Annotated in this window: 13 protein-coding genes; 8 read left to right on the top strand and 5 right to left on the bottom strand. The window is 43.4% G+C overall.

Translation table 11 applies throughout. The features are described from left to right. The first annotated feature begins 201 nt into the window (after positions 1 to 201). On the top strand, positions 202 to 1,023 hold the full coding sequence (locus Q0081_RS01915) for a hypothetical protein (RefSeq protein WP_298348629.1): 822 nt from the start codon (positions 202 to 204) through the stop codon (positions 1,021 to 1,023). Between the two features lie 108 nt (positions 1,024 to 1,131). Then, positions 1,132 to 1,695, top strand: a complete 564-nt coding sequence (locus Q0081_RS01910) for a hypothetical protein (RefSeq protein ID WP_298348627.1) — start codon at positions 1,132 to 1,134, stop codon at positions 1,693 to 1,695. Between the two features lie 53 nt (positions 1,696 to 1,748). On the opposite strand, the gene Q0081_RS01905 is transcribed toward Q0081_RS01910, so the two are convergent. Both Q0081_RS01905 and aroB read right to left on the bottom strand, forming a co-directional pair. Continuing rightward, positions 1,749 to 2,318, bottom strand: a complete 570-nt coding sequence (locus Q0081_RS01905) for a DUF4136 domain-containing protein (RefSeq protein WP_298348626.1) — start codon at positions 2,316 to 2,318, stop codon at positions 1,749 to 1,751. Positions 2,319 to 2,419: 101 nt separating this feature from the next. Then, positions 2,420 to 3,448 carry a 3-dehydroquinate synthase gene (aroB, locus tag Q0081_RS01900; protein WP_298348624.1) on the bottom strand — a complete coding sequence of 343 codons (1,029 nt, stop codon included), beginning with the start codon at positions 3,446 to 3,448 and terminating at the stop codon, positions 2,420 to 2,422. Positions 3,449 to 3,666: 218 nt separating this feature from the next. Here aroB and Q0081_RS01895 point away from each other — a divergent pair, with 218 nt between their 5' ends. The 3 genes from Q0081_RS01895 to Q0081_RS01885 all read left to right on the top strand — a co-directional run bounded on the left by Q0081_RS01895 (position 3,667) and on the right by Q0081_RS01885 (position 9,197). Beyond that, entirely contained in the window at positions 3,667 to 6,768 is a 3,102-nt protein-coding gene (locus Q0081_RS01895; RefSeq protein WP_298348623.1) for a SusC/RagA family TonB-linked outer membrane protein, read from the top strand. Between the two features lie 67 nt (positions 6,769 to 6,835). Beyond that, positions 6,836 to 8,374 (top strand): SusD/RagB family nutrient-binding outer membrane lipoprotein, encoded by a 1,539-nt coding sequence (locus Q0081_RS01890; protein ID WP_298348622.1) that lies wholly within the window; start codon positions 6,836 to 6,838, stop codon positions 8,372 to 8,374. Positions 8,375 to 8,417: 43 nt separating this feature from the next. Then, on the top strand, positions 8,418 to 9,197 hold the full coding sequence (locus Q0081_RS01885) for a DUF4397 domain-containing protein (RefSeq protein ID WP_298348620.1): 780 nt from the start codon (positions 8,418 to 8,420) through the stop codon (positions 9,195 to 9,197). 92 nt (positions 9,198 to 9,289) lie between these two features. Here the strand turns inward: Q0081_RS01885 and thrS are convergent, their stop codons facing one another. After that, the gene (gene thrS / locus Q0081_RS01880; protein ID WP_298348618.1) at positions 9,290 to 11,245 is read right to left on the bottom strand and encodes a threonine--tRNA ligase; all 1,956 of its coding nucleotides are present in this window, start codon (positions 11,243 to 11,245) and stop codon (positions 9,290 to 9,292) included. Positions 11,246 to 11,374: 129 nt separating this feature from the next. Continuing rightward, complete coding sequence (locus tag Q0081_RS01875; RefSeq protein ID WP_298348616.1) at positions 11,375 to 12,589, bottom strand: tetratricopeptide repeat protein; 1,215 nt, start codon at positions 12,587 to 12,589, stop codon at positions 11,375 to 11,377. 453 nt (positions 12,590 to 13,042) lie between these two features. On the opposite strand from Q0081_RS01875, the gene dnaK reads away from it, so the two are divergent. From dnaK to Q0081_RS01860, 3 genes are all read left to right on the top strand, one after another. Next, entirely contained in the window at positions 13,043 to 14,959 is a 1,917-nt protein-coding gene (dnaK, locus tag Q0081_RS01870) for a molecular chaperone DnaK (protein WP_298348614.1), read from the top strand. A 488-nt stretch (positions 14,960 to 15,447) separates the two neighbouring features. After that, a complete protein-coding gene (locus tag Q0081_RS01865; RefSeq protein WP_298348612.1) occupies positions 15,448 to 16,500 on the top strand; it encodes a hypothetical protein in 1,053 nt (350 codons plus the stop codon). A gap of 70 nt (positions 16,501 to 16,570) precedes the next feature. Beyond that, positions 16,571 to 16,852: a hypothetical protein gene (locus Q0081_RS01860; RefSeq protein WP_298348610.1), complete on the top strand. Its 282-nt coding sequence runs from the start codon at positions 16,571 to 16,573 to the stop codon at positions 16,850 to 16,852. A 218-nt stretch (positions 16,853 to 17,070) separates the two neighbouring features. Here the strand turns inward: Q0081_RS01860 and Q0081_RS01855 are convergent. Further along, positions 17,071 to 17,251, bottom strand: a 181-nt coding sequence (locus Q0081_RS01855) for a hypothetical protein (protein WP_298348608.1), incomplete at its 5' end; no start/stop codon positions are given.

Genomic DNA, 17,251 nt, shown 5'->3' with positions numbered 1-17,251 from the left:
GTGACGTAAGTTGGATTGAAAATCAACTAAACAACCGACCCCGAAAAACTCTTGGGTATTTATCTCCCATCCAGTTTGCTCTAAAACACCAAATTGCACTTCAAACTTGAATCCAAGTATCATAACTCAACTTTCAATTCTAATTTATTTATTTGTTATTTGCAATTAATTAAGAAAAAAAACGCAATTAATTAAGAAAATATGAAAATTATTATCTTGTCTTTACTTGTCACAGGTAGCATCACCACACTATATGCTCAAAATAGTATCTCAAAAAACGATGGGAGGTCGTTTGTGAGCAAGGTGGCCTACGCCAAAAAAAAGTTTGAGCCCAATGTCGAAAACAGCGATTTTAGCATTGAATTTACCCGACATTTGAAAATCAAAGCACCCTCACTTTTAATTCTAAACACCAAGTGGATACGGCAAATAAGTAAAGTTGAGCCTAATTCATTTAATATTGATACAGACAAACCTTTTGCAAATAATGAAATAGGAAAGAGTGTGTTAGAACATTTTTTGACCAGTATTGAAACAAAAATAGAAGTGGACGTTTCAAAAAAACAAACAAAAATAACAACGCCGTATCATACGTGGTTGGCACGTTTGCCAATGCTCAATCCTATACAAGAGTTGTCAGGCATAATTATTGAGAAACCAAACGATAAAAATAACCGGTCAGACACGCTCGAAACGGTTGAAAGTATATATATCAACCACTATACTATGGAGAATGACAGTATCCTCAAACTCGTGGGAAAATCAGCTCCCAAACAAAAAATAAACGTAGAAGGCACTACTACCGATAAAGAGTTATCGCAAGGCGAAGGTATATATGCTAAGTCGAGCGGTAAAGAACAGCAATACACTGCCATCATTCAATACAACAAACAGACGGGGTTCATTACAAGAATGGACGGAGAAATAAAAACACAAGAAACATTATCTGTAATGGGGCAAACAATTGACCGAAATGTACAGCAATATTTTGTTGTTGAAAATAGAGAGGTAAGTAATAAGTAGCAATGACATATTCCCCGTTGGTCGGCACAACAACAGAAAATCATCGTTAAATTGATTGTAAGAACTTTTCAAGTGCTTCTTGAGTTAATTTCAAGAAGCACTTTTTATATGAAAAATATCCTCCTCAGCATTATTTGTCTATTTGCCATAGGCAGTTGTCAAACTCCTGGCGACGCTGCTCAAACAAGAAATTACTTTGACCTCAAAGGTTTTATCGAAACCCAAGTGACAGAACTTAACAAGCGGAAACCCTTGGTAAGCAAAACAATGACGATGGGAACCGATAAAGACAGCATCTCCACAACAGCTATTGACTGGGCCAAGGAGTTGGAACTTTTTACGCAGGCAGATCTCAATAAACAGGCGTATCAGTTGAGTTATGAGATTACTCAACCAAACCCATTCACTTTTGAGTATGTGCTGAAAAGCGGGGAAAAATTGACTGTAAAATCATTGAAGGTTGTGGTGGATGAAACGTCTAAACAGCCTAAGCTGATCGAAGCTTTATTGAAGGAGGAAAATAAACTATACGACTCCGAAAAGCAGCTTTCTCTTACGTGCACTTTGCGACCAGAAGGGATTTGGCTGATAAAAACCTACGAAATTAGCGGGTTTCAACACCTGACAATGGCTGATAAAAAGGATTTTTCTGTGAAAGGGGTTATCAAATAAAAAAGAAGGGAGATGCCGCTCTCTGGTTCTCCCTTCTTTTCTAACGTTTTTATCTATCGTCCGCTATCCTGCGGAGCTCCACCGCGCGGGTCGTATCCCGAAGCAAACAGCGGATATTGGTCAAAAATCGAACGTACTACATTTCGGTAATAATTATTAGCCGCATTGGGGTTTTTGAAAATTCCCGCCGCATATCCTCTCCACACCACCTGGTCGCTGTCTGCATCAATCAAGGAAACAATAATCGTCCCTTTATCCAATGAATAACGAATCGGCTCGTATTTGAATGAATCATCTTCAGTATCTACCCAGTTCTTGATAACGGGCTGCATATATCCCTGATACCGCAAATTGTCGTAAAAAATACCATAGTTAACCAACAGCGAAGGTTTGTTAGTCGTCAAACGATACCCTCTTGCCTGCATTTGGCGGTGGATAGCGTTATATACTTCCGTACAGACATTTCCTGTATCCCGTTCACATTCCAAAAAGGCGTAGGTGCTGTACGCTTTAAAATTGGTTTCATAACTATAATCGTGTTCAACAAAAATTTTGCGGTTAGTGTTACAACCTGCTGCCCATACCACAGCACATCCAAGCAGTAAAAGTTTGATAAGCTTCATAGACAGATACCCGTTTTTGGTGTTAGAGAAAAATATTTGAATAAAAATACGAATTTTTCAACAAAAGCAAGGTTTTTTATCGTGAAACTAAAAAAAACCAATTATCCTACATAATACGCTACGGCTTGCTGAATTTCAGCGGCGGTCACTTTAATGTCGTATCCGCAATGCCCTATTTTATCTAACAGTGAAAACCGCAACTCCCCCCCCCGATTCTTTTTATCCTGCTGGGCCAACGCAATAATTGTCGGAACGTCAGACATACTGATAGGTGCTTTGCCGTACACCGAAAAAATAAACTCCTCTACCTGCTCTAATGTTTGCAAATCCACCATTTTTTTGCGGTAAGCCACAAATGTCTCCATAATCATTCCCGCCGCAATAGCTTCCCCGTGCAACAATCGCTGTTTAGGTGGTTTGCTCAGGAAATAAGTTTCAACCGCGTGCCCAATGGTATGTCCAAAATTCAGAATTTTTCGTAATCCCTGTTCGGTTGGGTCTTCGGCTACTACTTTTTTCTTGATTTCCACCGAGTGGGCAATCAAATCGGGCCAATTTTGCTCTTCAAAATCTTTTTTGCGAATTTCTTCCCACTTATCGGCATCTGCAATGAGGCAGTGCTTGATAATCTCGGCAAACCCGGACCTTAGTTCTACATACGAAAGAGTTTGCAAAAAGGATGCGTCGATTAAAACATTTTTTGGCAGGGTGAAAACTCCCAAGTGATTTTTAAAACCTTGGAAGTCAATTCCCAGTTTTCCGCCCACACTGGCATCTACCTGTGAGAGCAATGTGGTAGGAATCTGCACAAAATCGATGCCTCGCTTGTAGGTAGCTGCGCAAAATCCCCCCATATCGCCAATAACACCACCGCCCAAATTCAACATCAACGCATGGCGATCCAATTGCGCATTGGTCATTACCCCCCATATTTGCTCGCAGGTTGCTAAATTCTTGTGCTGCTCTCCCGGCAAAACCACGATTAATTCGTGTTTGGGCAAAAAAAGTTTTACCAATGGATAGCAATGCTTACGGGTATGGGTATCGGCCAATAAAACAATTTTAGAATACGATTTAGATGCTAAGTAAGCGGGAAGACTTTCACCGATGGGAGCAATTGTGACTGACATAAATAGGAGTTAAGTTAGAGAGTCAAAAGTAAGACTTTACGAACAAAAATAATAATCCCTTTATTTCTGCTAAAACCGCACAAATACGCACAAAACAGAGCCTTAAACCGCATACTCACGCATTTTATTCCGAAAATGGTTGCAAATCACCTGACAATTTGCTTCTTTTGAGAAGATTCTCTAACAATTATTAAAAACCAAAACCGTTCAATTCGTTTATGAAACAACTTCTGCATCGAAGTGTGATTTTATTGGTATGCTGGGGAGCAAGCTTCTCCCTCCTCGCCCAAGACCGTGTTATTTCCGGAAAAGTCACCAATTCAGCCGACAACACTACGTTGCCTGGCGTAAGTATCATTGTAAAAGGCACTTCTCGTGGTACTACCACCGACAACAACGGGGAGTTTAAAGTTAGCGCTCCCAACAATGCCACCTTGATTTTTAGCTATATCGGCTACTTACGTCAAGAAGTGAAAATTGGCACTTCCAATGTCATCAATATCTCCCTTGACAACGACGAAAACACCCTCAATGAGGTTGTGGTGACAGCCTTTGGTATTAGCAAAGAGAAACGTTCTTTAGGCTACGCCGTGCAGGAAGTAAAAGGTGACGAAATAGCCGAAACCCAACGCGAAAACTTCTTGACTGCCATCCAAAGCCGCGTGGCAGGTGCTACTATCAATACCACCAGCGGTGCGCCGGGAGCATCGTCGCAGATTGTACTTCGCAGCCCCAACTCGCTGAGTGGTAACAACTCGCCACTGATTGTGGTGGACGGCATCCCGATTGACAACTCTACATTGAGCCAAAGTATTTTGACCTCCGATGGAGCCAATCGCAACAACGACTACACCAACCGTGCTGCCGACATCAATCCCAACGATATAGCAAGTATAACGATACTAAAAGGGCCAGAAGCTGCCGCCAAGTACGGTATTAATGCGGGTAGTGGAGCCATTATTATCACAACTAAAAAGGGGGCACCAGGCAAATTACGCTTGTCTTATGACAACAGCTTTCGCCTCGACCAAACCTATCTTTTTCCTGAAGTACAAAAAGAATTTGACTTGGGAACATTTGGGGTCAATGACCTCCGCACCCGTTTGGCTTGGGGGCAACGATATGCACCCAACACCCAATTTTATGAAAACGTACGTAACTTTTTTCAAGATGCCGTTACCCAACGTCATAATTTCTCGTTAGATGGTGGTTTTAAGCAGTTTACCTACCGAGGTTCATTCGGGTCAGTCAAACAAGATGGGACAATTCCTAACACGGGTTATGACCGCCTCAACGGAAGGGGGACGTTGGTATATAAATCAAAGTCGCAAAAATTGGACATCACTACTACGGCAGCCTATACGCATTCTACCAACCAAAAAGCACAGCGTGGTGCTGGAGGGTTTTTGCAGGCATTATTATCATGGCCCTTGGACGACGATGCAAGCGCTTATCAAAATGCGGATGGTTCCCGTCGCAAAATCATAGATGATCCTAACATTGTAGAGTTAGATAATCCGTTTTGGATTGTTTACAAAAACGAAAGTTCTGACCGTACTAACCGTTGGACATACAATGTTTCGGGCAATTATAAACCTACTGAATGGCTCAACTTCACAGCACGGTTAGGATATGATACTTACCACACCGATGGCAACTCGTTTTATCACCCCGAATCTAATGATTTTAGAACGGTAAAAGGCCGCATCGAAAACTATACAGTAGACTATCAAGGTCTGAACGGGGTATTTATCGGAACAGCCACCAAAAATTTCGGTAAGTTTAAGAATTCCTTTCAAGTAGGTACAGAAATCACAGATTATCGCTCTAAATTCTTTTCTGAGCGAGGAGAAAACCTGACCAAAGTAGGCGAAGGCTACGTCAATGATATTTCGACCATTGATCCTCGCACTCGATTTGACAGCCGCTCCCTTGGTCGTGATACGCTCCAGTTGCGTCGTTTGCAGGGTTTATTTGCTGAATACACATTCAGCTACAACGATTGGCTTAACTTCACCCTTACAGGCCGCAATGACTGGACTTCTACGCTTCCCAAGGAAGCGCGCTCATTTTTTTATCCTGCGGCCAGTTTATCGTTTGTTTTTAGCGATTTATTACCTCAAAGCAAAGTATTTAGTTTTGGCAAATTACGTGCTTCGATAGCTGAAACTGCAAAAGATATTTCTCCTTATCAGTCGCAATCGGTGTATGCCAGACAAATTACAAGCGGCGGTGGATTTTCGTATGGTTTTACCAACAATAACCCTTTTATCGTACCTGAACGCCAGCGTACGTACGAGTTAGGGACGGAACTTTCGTTTTGGAACAAACGTCTCGGTGTTGATTTTACCTACTACAACACCCGTAACATCGGTCAAATCGTTCGTTTGGTGCGTTTGAGCTACGGCACAGGCTTTGTACTTTCTACCCTCAACGTGGCCGACACCCGCAACCAGGGCGTAGAGTTGGTATTGACGGGCCAAGTAGTTAAAAAGAAAGGTTTTAGCTGGGATGCCCTTGTTAATTTTGCCCGTACCCGCAACCAAGTACTCAACCTACCTTCCAATATCCCAGAGTACTACAACTCAGATACTTGGCTTGATGCCTTCCGTAATGGCTTGATACCAGGCGGAACTACCACTACCCTCACTGGGCAAGATTACCTGCGCAATAGTAAAGGTCAAATCTTGATTGACCCTGGCACAGGCTTCCCGTTGGTAAATCCCAACTACATCAAAATAGCTGAGCGCAATCCCAACTTTACAATGGGTGTGCAGAATACTTTCCGGATGAAAGGTTTTTCGCTCTCTTTTTTACTCGATATACGGTCGGGTGGCGATATAATGAATGGTACAGCCTATTGGATGACCGCCCGTGGATACAGCCCCCGTACGACCAATCGCGAGCAGCCTATTATTGTACCAGGTGTGCTTAATGATGGCTTGCAAGAGACTGATAAACCCTCACCCAATACTATCCAGATTTTGCCTTACTACCAAAGCAATTATTATTCTGACGGGCGTTTGTATGCTTCTAATTTTGTGGAAAAAAACATCAACTGGGTGCGCATGCGTGATCTCACCTTTGCTTATAATTTTCCCAAAACATTAGTACAAAAATGGAAATACGTATCGGATGCTCGTCTATTTTTTACAGGTACTGATTTGTTCATCTTGAGTAATTATTCGGGTGCAGATCCCTCGGTGAATGGCAACGGGGCTTCTACATCGGGTGTGGGTTCATTTGGGGTAGATTACTTTTCGCCTTCTACTCCGCGTGGCTTCAATATTGGTTTAAAATTAGGCCTTAAAAACCGATAAAAAACGCATTTTTAACTACTTAAAAGAAGAAACAATGAAATTGAGTATCAAAAACATAACAAGAAATATGAGCATCTTAGGGCTGCTTTTAGGGGCTACCTCTTGCGAAAAGTACCTTGATGATGCTTTCATAAACCCTAACGCGCCTACTGTTGTATCTCCCGAATTAGCTCTACCACCTATTGCAGCTAATATGGCACGTGGTATTCAGTTTGATGCACGCATAGCGGGTAGTTTTGTACAGTATTTTACGCGTACAGGCGCGGGGGATTCCTTTGACCGGCACGGTTATTTGCCCAATTCTGATACAGGGGGAGAACTTTGGCGGATGCATTATTATGCCCTTGGTCAAAATCTCAACAATATGATTCGAGATGCTAAAGCACAAGGTAAAGAGGAATATGTAGGAGTCGCTTTTTCGGTGTTTGCATGGAGTTGGCTCAACCTTACCGATTATCACAATGAAGTAATTCTCAACCAAGCATTTGATACAAGCCGACTTACTTTCGATTATGATTCGCAAGAAGATACTTACAAACAGGTAGCTGCTATGTGTGACTCCGCCAATCGTTATTTAGACATTGCCGCCAAAAAAACAATTTCAGCAGGTTTTGCTGAAGCAGATGCTTATCTATATGGTGGAGATTTAACCAAATGGAAAAAATTTGTGAGTGGTGTTCGGGCAAAATTATTACATCGCTACTCGCTTAAAAGCACATACAAACCAGACGAAGTAATCAAGGCCGTTGATGCTGCTTTTACATCAGTGGATGACGAAGCAATGGTAAAATTCAAAAACAGTGCTGCTACTGCTGACGAAGCCAATTTCTTTGGTGCACGCCGCAACAATATGGGGACTTATCGCCAAAGCGAGTACTTTGTTAAGCTCCTTGATGGAAGTATCCTAACAGAAAAAGACCCACGTTTGGCCTATCTTTTAAAACCCAGTGATGACAAAGTGTTTCGGGGTATTGCACCCAATGCTGGCGAAGCTACCACGCTACCTAACAACCGTAAAACCTATAATTTCTTTGGAACTATCGCAACCATTGCGCCAGTAGTTGCTTTTGACCAAGACGTAAATTCACGTTCTTATTTCAAAAACAATGCGCCATTTCCTATTATGACTTTGGCAGAGTTGCAGTTTATCAAAGCCGAAGCTGCCTTTATTAAAGGTGACAAGGCTACGGCACTGGACGCATACAAAAAAGGAATTAAGGCCAATTTTGATATGTTCAAAAAGTACTTCACGGGTTATGAGAACTTTACAGATAAGCAGGTAACAGACTACATCAATTCTACAAAAATCAGCCCAGTCGCTGCCGATTTAAAGTTGAACCAAATCATGGTTCAAAAATTTATTGCACTTTGGGGGCACGGGTTTATGGAAACATGGGTGGATATGCGCCGATACAAATATAGTCCTGATATTTATAGTGGCTTTGCTCTTCCAAATGCACTTTACCCCGACAATGCTGGCAAACTCGTGCAACGTGTACGCCCACGCTACAATTCAGAATACCTTTGGAATGTAGAAGCGCTGCGTAAAATAGGAGGTTTAAATCCTGACTATCATACTATTGAGTGTTGGTTTAGTAAGCCTTAACCTATTTTTTTTAACTTTAAAAAAATGACAAAATATTAACTTTATGAAATCATACCGAATTCTTTGGGCAATACTAACGGCAATAACGCTGGTAGCTTGCGAGAAAAACTTGATTGATGCCAACCAGCAATGGGAATTTGTAAATCAGGCTACCAATACAAATGTTAAAGTAATCAACGCCTATACTTTCAATAACCCTGCCGCCCCAACGGGTGTGCCAGCTACCCGCTTTTATGTGTATCAAAATAGCACCAAACTTAATGGTAATGCTGTGTCGGCAGCAGGTGCTTGGCCTGGTCCAGCCACTTATGCAACCGTACCCTCAGGAAAAGCTTTTTATTCGTTGATTTTAGACAGAAGAGTGGGCAACGACTACGGGCAGGTACAGAAGGGTGATACTACTTTTAGGACAGAATACACGCTTGATGCAGGAAAATATTACTCAGTTTTCATGGTTGATCAATTTCCAAAACAAACGTTACTCATGACGGAAGATGACATGAGCATACCTACTGCTGGTAAGTATAAAATTCGTGTTATCAATTTGGTACCTGATCCAGCCCGCCCAATTGATATCTATTCAAGAAGAGCACAAACAAAAATCTTTACGAACTTAAATTACAAAGACGTAAAGCCTTTTATTGAGTTGAATTTATCCGCCCAAGCAATCGCTGATACAATTGATGTAATGGAGGCAGGAACCACAAAACCAATCTATAGTTCAAGTACATTTACTCCAGTAAATGGGCGAATTTATACTTTTTATACTTTTGGCCGTAAAGGCTTTGCTACCGAACGTTTGGCAAGTTATACCAACCGTTAATTCAATTATCTCTTCAAACAAAAAATCCCGCACTTCACAGTGCGGGATTTTTTGTTTTATAGGATTCAGGTGCTTTCAAAACCAAAAATCAGTTATGCGCCAAACGTCGCCATCGTACCTTGGACTTCGGCTTTGAAATGAGTAATAAATTCTTCCAAACTCATTTGACCCAAATCACCCTGTCCTTTGCGGCGAACCGATACTTTGCCTTCTTCCTGTTCTTTTTCGCCGACAATCAGCATATAAGGCAGTTTATTCACTTCTGCATCGCGGATTTTGCGTCCTATTTTCTCATCACGGTGGTCTGCGTAACCGCGTACATCGGCTTCCTGAAGTTGTAAGAAGACGTCGTTAGCGTAGTCTTGGTATTTTTCAGAAATCGGCAATACGGCAATTTGATCAGGCGAGAGCCACAACGGAAAGTTACCTGCCGTGTTTTCAATCAAAATAGCGATAAAACGCTCCAATGACCCAAACGGCGCACGGTGAATCATCACCGGACGGTGTTTCAATCCATCCGACCCCATGTATTCCAAATCAAAACGTTGCGGCAATTGATAATCCACCTGAATGGTTCCTAACTGCCATTTACGGCCCAGCGCATCGCGCACCATGAAATCCAGTTTAGGACCGTAGAAAGCCGCTTCGCCGAGTTCGGTTACGGTATTCAATCCTTTTTCGGCAGCCGCTTCGATGATGGCACTTTCGGCTTTGCTCCAATCGTCGTCCGTTCCAAAGTATTTTTCGGGTTTATTGGGGTCGCGTAACGAAATTTGGGCGCTGTAATTATCAAATCCCAGTGAACGAAACACGTACTGCACCAAATCAATCACTCGTTTGAATTCTTCTTTCACCTGTTCGGCACGGCAGAAGATGTGCGCATCGTCCTGGGTAAAGCCCCGAACGCGCGTCAATCCGTGCAACTCACCGCTTTGTTCGTAACGATATACTGTTCCAAACTCCGCCAAACGCAAAGGCAATTCCCGGTACGAACGCGGACGCGATTTGTAAATCTCACAGTGGTGAGGGCAGTTCATGGGTTTCAGCATAAACTCCTCGCCTTCTTCCGGCGTGAGAATGGGCTGAAATGAATCTTTCCCATATTTTTCCCAGTGGCCAGACGTAATGTACAACTGCTTTCCGCCAATGTGCGGTGTCACCACGGGCGAATAGCCCGCCCGCACCTGTGCCCGACGCAGAAAACTTTCGAGACGTTCGCGGAGCAGTGCGCCTTTCGGCAACCACAACGGAAGCCCCGCTCCTACTTTCTCCGAAAACGTAAACAACTCCAATTCTTTGCCCAACTTACGGTGATCCCGTTTTTTGGCTTCTTCCAATACGTGCAGGTAATCTTCCAACTCTTTTTGTTTCGGAAAAGTCACCGCATAGACCCGCGTCAGCATGGGGCGTTTTTCGTCGCCGCGCCAGTAGGCACCTGCCACGTTCATAAGTTTGGCCGCTTTGATAAAGCCCGTGTTCGGGATGTGCGGTCCACGGCATAAATCCGTAAAATTACCCTGCTGATAAAAAGTAATTTGACCGTCCTGTAAACCATCAATCAATTCGAGTTTGTACTCGTCATCTTTGGTCGTAAAATAGTCAATGGCATCGGCTTTGCTCACTTCTGTACGCACGTAGGCGTTCTTTTGGCGAGCTAATTCGAGCATTTTATCTTCAATTTTTTTGAAATCTTCCTGCGAAAAAGGCTGTCCGCCCAAATCTATGTCGTAATAAAAGCCCGTTTCAACAGCGGGACCAATTCCAAATTTTGTACCCGGGTACAGTGCCTCAATAGCTTCGGCTAATAAGTGAGCGGAGGAATGCCAAAAGGTGGCTTTTCCTTCGGTATCGTTCCACGTCAATAATTGAACCGTGGCATCTGAATGGATGGGGCGCGTGGCATCCCACACTTGGCCGTTTACTTTGGCAGCCAGTACGTTACGTGCCAGTCCTTCGCTGATACTCAGCGCAATGTCCATTGCGGACGAACCTGCGGCATACTTACGAACGCTGCCGTCAGGGAGAGTGATGTTGATTTGTTCGGTCATTTTTTTAAGTTTAATGATTGGTGATTGGCAGGCAGTGATCAGTGAAAGATTAAACGACAACCATCAACTAAGCACGTGCTACAAATCGCTTTGCCCGCAAAATTGGGCTTTTTTCTGAATTTAGACAACCTACTGTTTAATTTTGAAGTTACGAGCCGTATCCGTTTTGGTTTTCAATTGCAAATGAGGCGTCAGGATGTCAATTTGAACCCGTTCATCCAGGGCTTTTTGAGGAATATCCTTTTCATCTTCGGTCTCGGCAGCAATTTCCGGCGTAGCGGGAGGAAGCGTCCCGTACGTTTCCAAGTAGTGTTTACGCTGTTGGGCCCGGTAAAGCCGTCCTCTGGAGCGCCAATCGGCCGGGTCTGCCTGCGTAGCCAAGGTATATTGTTCGATAGACCCATCCAAATTGCCGATTCGGTCGTAGGCCGTTCCCAACAAAAAATTGATTTGGGGATACTTGGGGTCGTATCGTATTACTTTCTGAAAACATTTGACCGCTTGCGGCAGACTTATCCATTTAAGATAAATAGTGCCGGCCTGAAAATCAGCCAAATAATTAGTGCTGTCAAAATTGATTGCTTTGCGGTAGAAAATCAGCGCACTATCCAATTTTTTTTGGTTATGATAAAAAATGCCTCGGGTATAGTACAGCGCTGATTCTTTTGGAAAATAACGAAGTCCCTGATTGTTGACTTGGCGTGCCTGTTCATAATCATGTAGACGAGTATGAATCGTAGTCAATTCCACATAGGCCAGCATCAATCGGGGTTTCAGCTCTAAGGCACGCTGCATGAGCGCAATACCTGACAGCGTATCGCCTTGACGGGCATCCAACAAACCGGTATAAAAATACGCTTCGCCGTCGTAGGGGGCCATTTGCAGCGCTTTGGCTAAATACAGCTTTGCCTGTCGGTATTGACGTTTTTGTTGGGTCAAATCCCCCAATAACACATACAGCTCAGGCGTATCCTGCTGCAACACTTCTGCCCGACGAGCCGCTGCCAAGGCTTCATCGTAGCGTTTCAATTGCCGTAACACTCGCGCCCGCGTCAGAAGATACAGACCGTTACTGGGGCTGATGTCAAGGGCTTGATTGATGTCTTCGAGTGCGCTTGGAAAATCGCGCAAAACAATGTACAACTCGGCGCGCTTTTGATAATTGACAGCCGACCGGGGACTGCGACGAATGATGGTACTCAAGTACTCAATCCCTACTTGGGCGCGTTTGGTGACGTCGTCGGTAGGTAAAGGCGGAATACGAGTACTTTGACGGGCATCGCCGGAACATCCCCAACCAATGACTGCCAAACAACTGATAACTATGAACTGAAACCCTTTCAATGTGTAGAGTGCTGATTATTTAGTAACGACTAAAAAATAAGTGAATACCAAAGAGGTTTGTAACTATTCCAAAAGTTAGGATGAGAAAATCTTCTTTAACCTCTAAACTTTAACCTTTCCACTTTTCTTAGCTGCAAAGTTCGAGAAAGTTTTGGGGATATGCACTATCAAAAGAGTGAATTTGCCACTGTCAAAACCGCACTTATCAGACATAGACTCACGGCTGTGAAGGACGAAGTGTCCGTAAAATTACCCAATCTCTCACCAACTTTGTCCCTTTTTACCCGTTGTGTTTTTTTATTTTCTGCCAAATTGTCACTTTGCAACTCCTCTAATCCCACCGGCACGTTCGTTGTGTAAAAAGAGGGGAAAGATGAAGTGAAAACAATCAGAAAACACTCATCAGAGCGCAAAAGGCTCGATAAATTATTCAATTAAACAATAGTTAAGATAATGGGAAAAATAATTGGAATTGACTTAGGTACTACCAACTCGTGCGTGGCTGTTATGGAAGGTAACGAACCCGTCGTAATCGCTAACAGTGAAGGTGCACGTACCACCCCCTCCGTAGTGGCTTTTATGGACAATGGTAACGGCGAGCGCAAAGTGGGGGCCCCTGCGAAGCGTCAGGCCATTACCAACCCCAAAAATACCATCTCGTCTATCAAACGTTTTATGGGAAAACGTTACAACGAAGTAGGCAGCGAACTTAAAACCGTCGCTTACAGCGTTGAGCAGGGTGCCAACAATACACCGCGCGTTCGGATAGGCGAACACCTCTTTACTCCACAACAAATCTCGGCGCACATTTTGACAAAAATGAAGCAAACTGCCGAAGATTATTTGGGGCAAACTGTCACAGAAGCCGTCATTACTGTTCCTGCTTACTTCAACGACGCCGAACGTCAGGCGACCAAAGAAGCGGGTATCATTGCCGGTTTGGATGTAAAACGTATTATCAACGAGCCTACTGCCGCAGCTTTGGCATACGGGCTTGATAAACAGGGAAAAGACATAAAAATTGCCGTTTTTGACTTAGGGGGCGGTACGTTCGATGTATCTATTCTGGAGTTGGGCGACGGCGTGTTTGAAGTAAAATCTACCGACGGTGATACACACTTAGGTGGTGACGATTTCGACCAAGTAATCATTGACTGGTTGGCCGATGAGTTCAAGAAAGACGAAGGCATTGATCTCCGTCAGGATGCAATGGCGCTTCAACGCCTGAAAGAAGCGGCGGAGAAGGCCAAAATCGAATTGTCGAGCTCGACGCAATCAGAAATTAATTTGCCTTATATCTTCCCCGTCAACGGTATTCCAAAACACTTGGTACGCTCGTTGACCAAAGCGAAGTTTGAGCAATTGGCCGACAGGTTGTTCCAACGCATGATGGAGCCTTGTAAACGCGCTCTTGCCAATTCAGGCCTGAAAATAGCAGAAATCGAAGAAGTAATCTTGGTAGGTGGTTCGACCCGTATTCCACGAGTACAGGAAGAAGTGGAGAAATTCTTCAACCGCAAACCATCGAAAAGCGTAAACCCCGACGAAGCCGTAGCGATCGGTGCCGCTATCCAAGGCGGTGTATTGACGGGTGAAGTAAAAGACGTACTCTTACTTGACGTGATTCCGTTGTCGTTGGGTATCGAAACCTTGGGTGGTGTATTCACCAAATTGATCGAAGCCAACACCACGATCCCATCGAAGAAATCAGAAACGTTCTCTACTGCGTCTGACAGCCAACCTTCGGTAGAACTCCACGTATTGCAAGGCGAACGCCCGATGGCGACTCAAAACCGTACCCTCGGCCGTTTCCACTTGGACGGTATTCCACCGGCACCGCGCGGTATTCCACAAATCGAAGTAACGTTCGACGTGGATGCTAACGGTATCCTGAACGTAACCGCGAAAGATAAAGGCACGGGCAAAGAACAAAAAATCCGTATCGAAGCATCCAGCGGTCTTTCAGACGCGGATATTCAACGGATGCGCGAAGAAGCCAAAGCCAACGAAGCCGCCGACAAAGCTGCTCGTGAGGAAATTGAGAAAGTGAACGCCGCCGATTCAATGATTTTCAGCACCGAAAAACAATTGAAAGAATACGGCGAAAAACTCTCCGCCGGCAGCAAATCAAGCATTGAAAGCGCCCTCGAAGAACTTCGTACGGCACACAGCAGCCGCAACGTAACGGCGATTGACGCCGCTATGAACAAAATCACCGAAGCATGGAATGCCGCCTCGCAGGAGATTTATGCCGCAGGCCCGGATGCCGGTGCAGCGGGTGGTGCGCAAGACCCTAACGCCGGTCAGCAACCCAACTCAGACAAATCGAAAGAAGAAGGTGAGTTTGTGAACTTTGAAGAAGTGAAGTAATTGGTTTACAGTCAACCCGGGGCCGCCCGAGCGGTTTACAGTTGGCGCACTTTATAGAAAACAGAACAGCCCTGCCGCGAGGTGGGGCTGTTTTTTTGTGGTTAACCCCGACTTTATCCCGCTTGATAAAAAAGCATAAAAATAGTTGCGAATATGTACACAATTCAATATCCTTGTACAGTCAATCACATTAATCTCAATGTGTTAACAATGCACGATAACGACTTGTAAATCAATCTATTGTAGTGAGGCGATTTTTCGCCTAATAACCAGTTGGGTGCAAGTCTATAAAATGTTCGTATGCCAGCATCTTGGCGAAAGGTTGCAGCACGCAGGGCAACTGCGGCCGACAAAGCGAACGCCCTGGTTAGGCAGACTTAATAAGTAAGTTTTCCACCTCTTGTGCAGCAATCCAACCGCCCTGAGGGTACTATTTGCACCGATTTTGATTGAAAATAAAATCTCAAATTATAATTCACACTATCCAAATGAAACTTCTTCTACTCTTAACTCTTACGCTTGTTTGTAACATTTCAATTGGTCAGTCTCAGTATTTTATCGTTTTCAAGGCGAACCCTGCGACCAGCGTAATCTCACCTGGACATGCCTTTGTTTCATTTGTAAAAAAAGATGATGCACTAAGTCAGACTATAGTAGAGCATACATGGGGATTCCATCCAATTAATAAGTCACTCAAAGCTACGTTTTCTACTGAAGGAGAAGTTGAGAAAGGTAAGTTAGGTGATTTAGGTAAATCTGACTTCGTGGTAGAAGTTGATTTTATCACTTACGAGTATTGCAAAAAACTTAAAGAGAGGTGGAACTCTAAACGTTATGGAGCAGCTGGAATTAATCAAAACTGCGTTGATTTTGTCAAGCAGTTGGCAGAATTAGTGACTCCTGAATTGGTTATGCCAAGTGTTATCTATCAGTTACCGAGACCTTTCTTGGACGCTTTAAGAAATCTCAATATTAAACGTGATTCAGATAATCGTATATCTCTTTCAAAAGTTTTAAGAAATGTTGGACATCAAGAAGAATTGGAAACAAATTCAAATAATTCACCCCAACGAAACGATATAAACAAACCAGATATTTCTAAGCCAGCTTTTGCGAGTAATAATCTTTTGGGAGCACCCACGTATGATGCGTTAGGAAAAGCGCTCCTCAAAGCCATTCAAAATAATGATATCAAAACTTGGACAAGATACATTCATCCTGCTCAAACGGACGAATGGCATAGATCTCTGATTATAACGCGGTTCAAGCAGTATAGAGACCATTTTGAAGAGAATGGGGTAACTAATTGGTCTGATATAAAATTCAGTAGAGTAACCTTTACGAGGTTTACAACAAGAGGAGGAAACGCACCAGGTGTTGGAGAGACAGCTAATGTCCACGTTGAATTTTCCTATCGAAACGGTGATTTTGAAGGCACTTTTAGTCTCGGAGAATGTGCTACTGACACTGAAAATAATCTTTACCGTATTTTAACTATAACATTAGATTCTTTTTACATGAGCCGTCGTGGGTCTAAATAGACCGAGCTTTTATCCATTCGCTGAAACCGTTATCACAAAATCAAGTAGTCAAAAAAACGCAACTATTATCATGAAAAAAACTGCTTTGTTCCTTTGCCTTTTTGGCTCTCTCTTTTTTGCTTGTAGCGATGGCGGTTCTATTGAGAATGACGCTGACCGACTTGCTGAGTTAGCTTGTGAGGGTGAAAAAACTACTGATTCAGAACGTAAACAAGAATTAAAAAATCAATATGCCAAATTAGATAAAGAAATAAAAGTTAAATACAAAAATCGTGACGGGGATGCCTTGCATTTAGCAGATTTATATTTCAAGAAATTGAATGACTGTTTAGGCTATACTCCCGTTCATTGAAAAGCCCCCGATAGCTAAGTTAAAGTCAAGCCCCCGTTGTGCGGGGTCTTCCGAAGGAGGACTCCGAACTTAAAATAAACAGAGTGTTTGCAACACGGCAAGTAACAAACCATCTGCTTTATCGCCTTCCCAAACCCCTTTATCCAGACTTTCAAAAACAACTGCTTTTGCGTAGTTGGTCAGGCTTAGGTGTGACAGGCGGGTCGCCTCTGGATAAGTTAAATACTCTGGTTGGGAAAGTTGAAGTCTTTTATGACGTTGAAACGATTTTCTTCAAAATTACGGCGGTGTATCAAATGTAATGCTGCCTCTCCAAGTTGAATTGCCAAAAGCACCAACCAATCGCCAAGTTGTGCCACTTGTCCAATTTGGAAAAGGATAGCGACTTTCTGACCAGCC

Source organism: Runella sp., from assembly GCF_027484545.1.
Classification (GTDB): Bacteria; Bacteroidota; Bacteroidia; order Cytophagales; family Spirosomataceae; genus Runella.
The sequence above is the reverse complement of the archived record's forward strand: the minus strand, read 5'-3'. Positions and strand labels throughout refer to the sequence as shown.

Bases quoted from the DNA above. Each gene is read 5' to 3' on its own strand.
- Q0081_RS01860 (WP_298348610.1), top strand. From the start codon at position 16,571: ATGAAAAAAACTGCTTTGTTCCTTTGCCTTTTTGGCTCTCTCTTTTTT.
- Q0081_RS01915 (WP_298348629.1), top strand. From the start codon at position 202: ATGAAAATTATTATCTTGTCTTTACTTGTCACAGGTAGCATCACCACA.
- Q0081_RS01895 (WP_298348623.1), top strand. From the start codon at position 3,667: ATGAAACAACTTCTGCATCGAAGTGTGATTTTATTGGTATGCTGGGGA.
- Q0081_RS01910 (WP_298348627.1), top strand. From the start codon at position 1,132: ATGAAAAATATCCTCCTCAGCATTATTTGTCTATTTGCCATAGGCAGT.
- aroB (WP_298348624.1), bottom strand. From the start codon at position 3,448: ATGTCAGTCACAATTGCTCCCATCGGTGAAAGTCTTCCCGCTTACTTA.
- Q0081_RS01865 (WP_298348612.1), top strand. From the start codon at position 15,448: ATGAAACTTCTTCTACTCTTAACTCTTACGCTTGTTTGTAACATTTCA.
- Q0081_RS01905 (WP_298348626.1), bottom strand. From the start codon at position 2,318: ATGAAGCTTATCAAACTTTTACTGCTTGGATGTGCTGTGGTATGGGCA.
- Q0081_RS01885 (WP_298348620.1), top strand. From the start codon at position 8,418: ATGAAATCATACCGAATTCTTTGGGCAATACTAACGGCAATAACGCTG.
- Q0081_RS01890 (WP_298348622.1), top strand. From the start codon at position 6,836: ATGAGCATCTTAGGGCTGCTTTTAGGGGCTACCTCTTGCGAAAAGTAC.
- thrS (WP_298348618.1), bottom strand. From the start codon at position 11,245: ATGACCGAACAAATCAACATCACTCTCCCTGACGGCAGCGTTCGTAAG.
- dnaK (WP_298348614.1), top strand. From the start codon at position 13,043: ATGGGAAAAATAATTGGAATTGACTTAGGTACTACCAACTCGTGCGTG.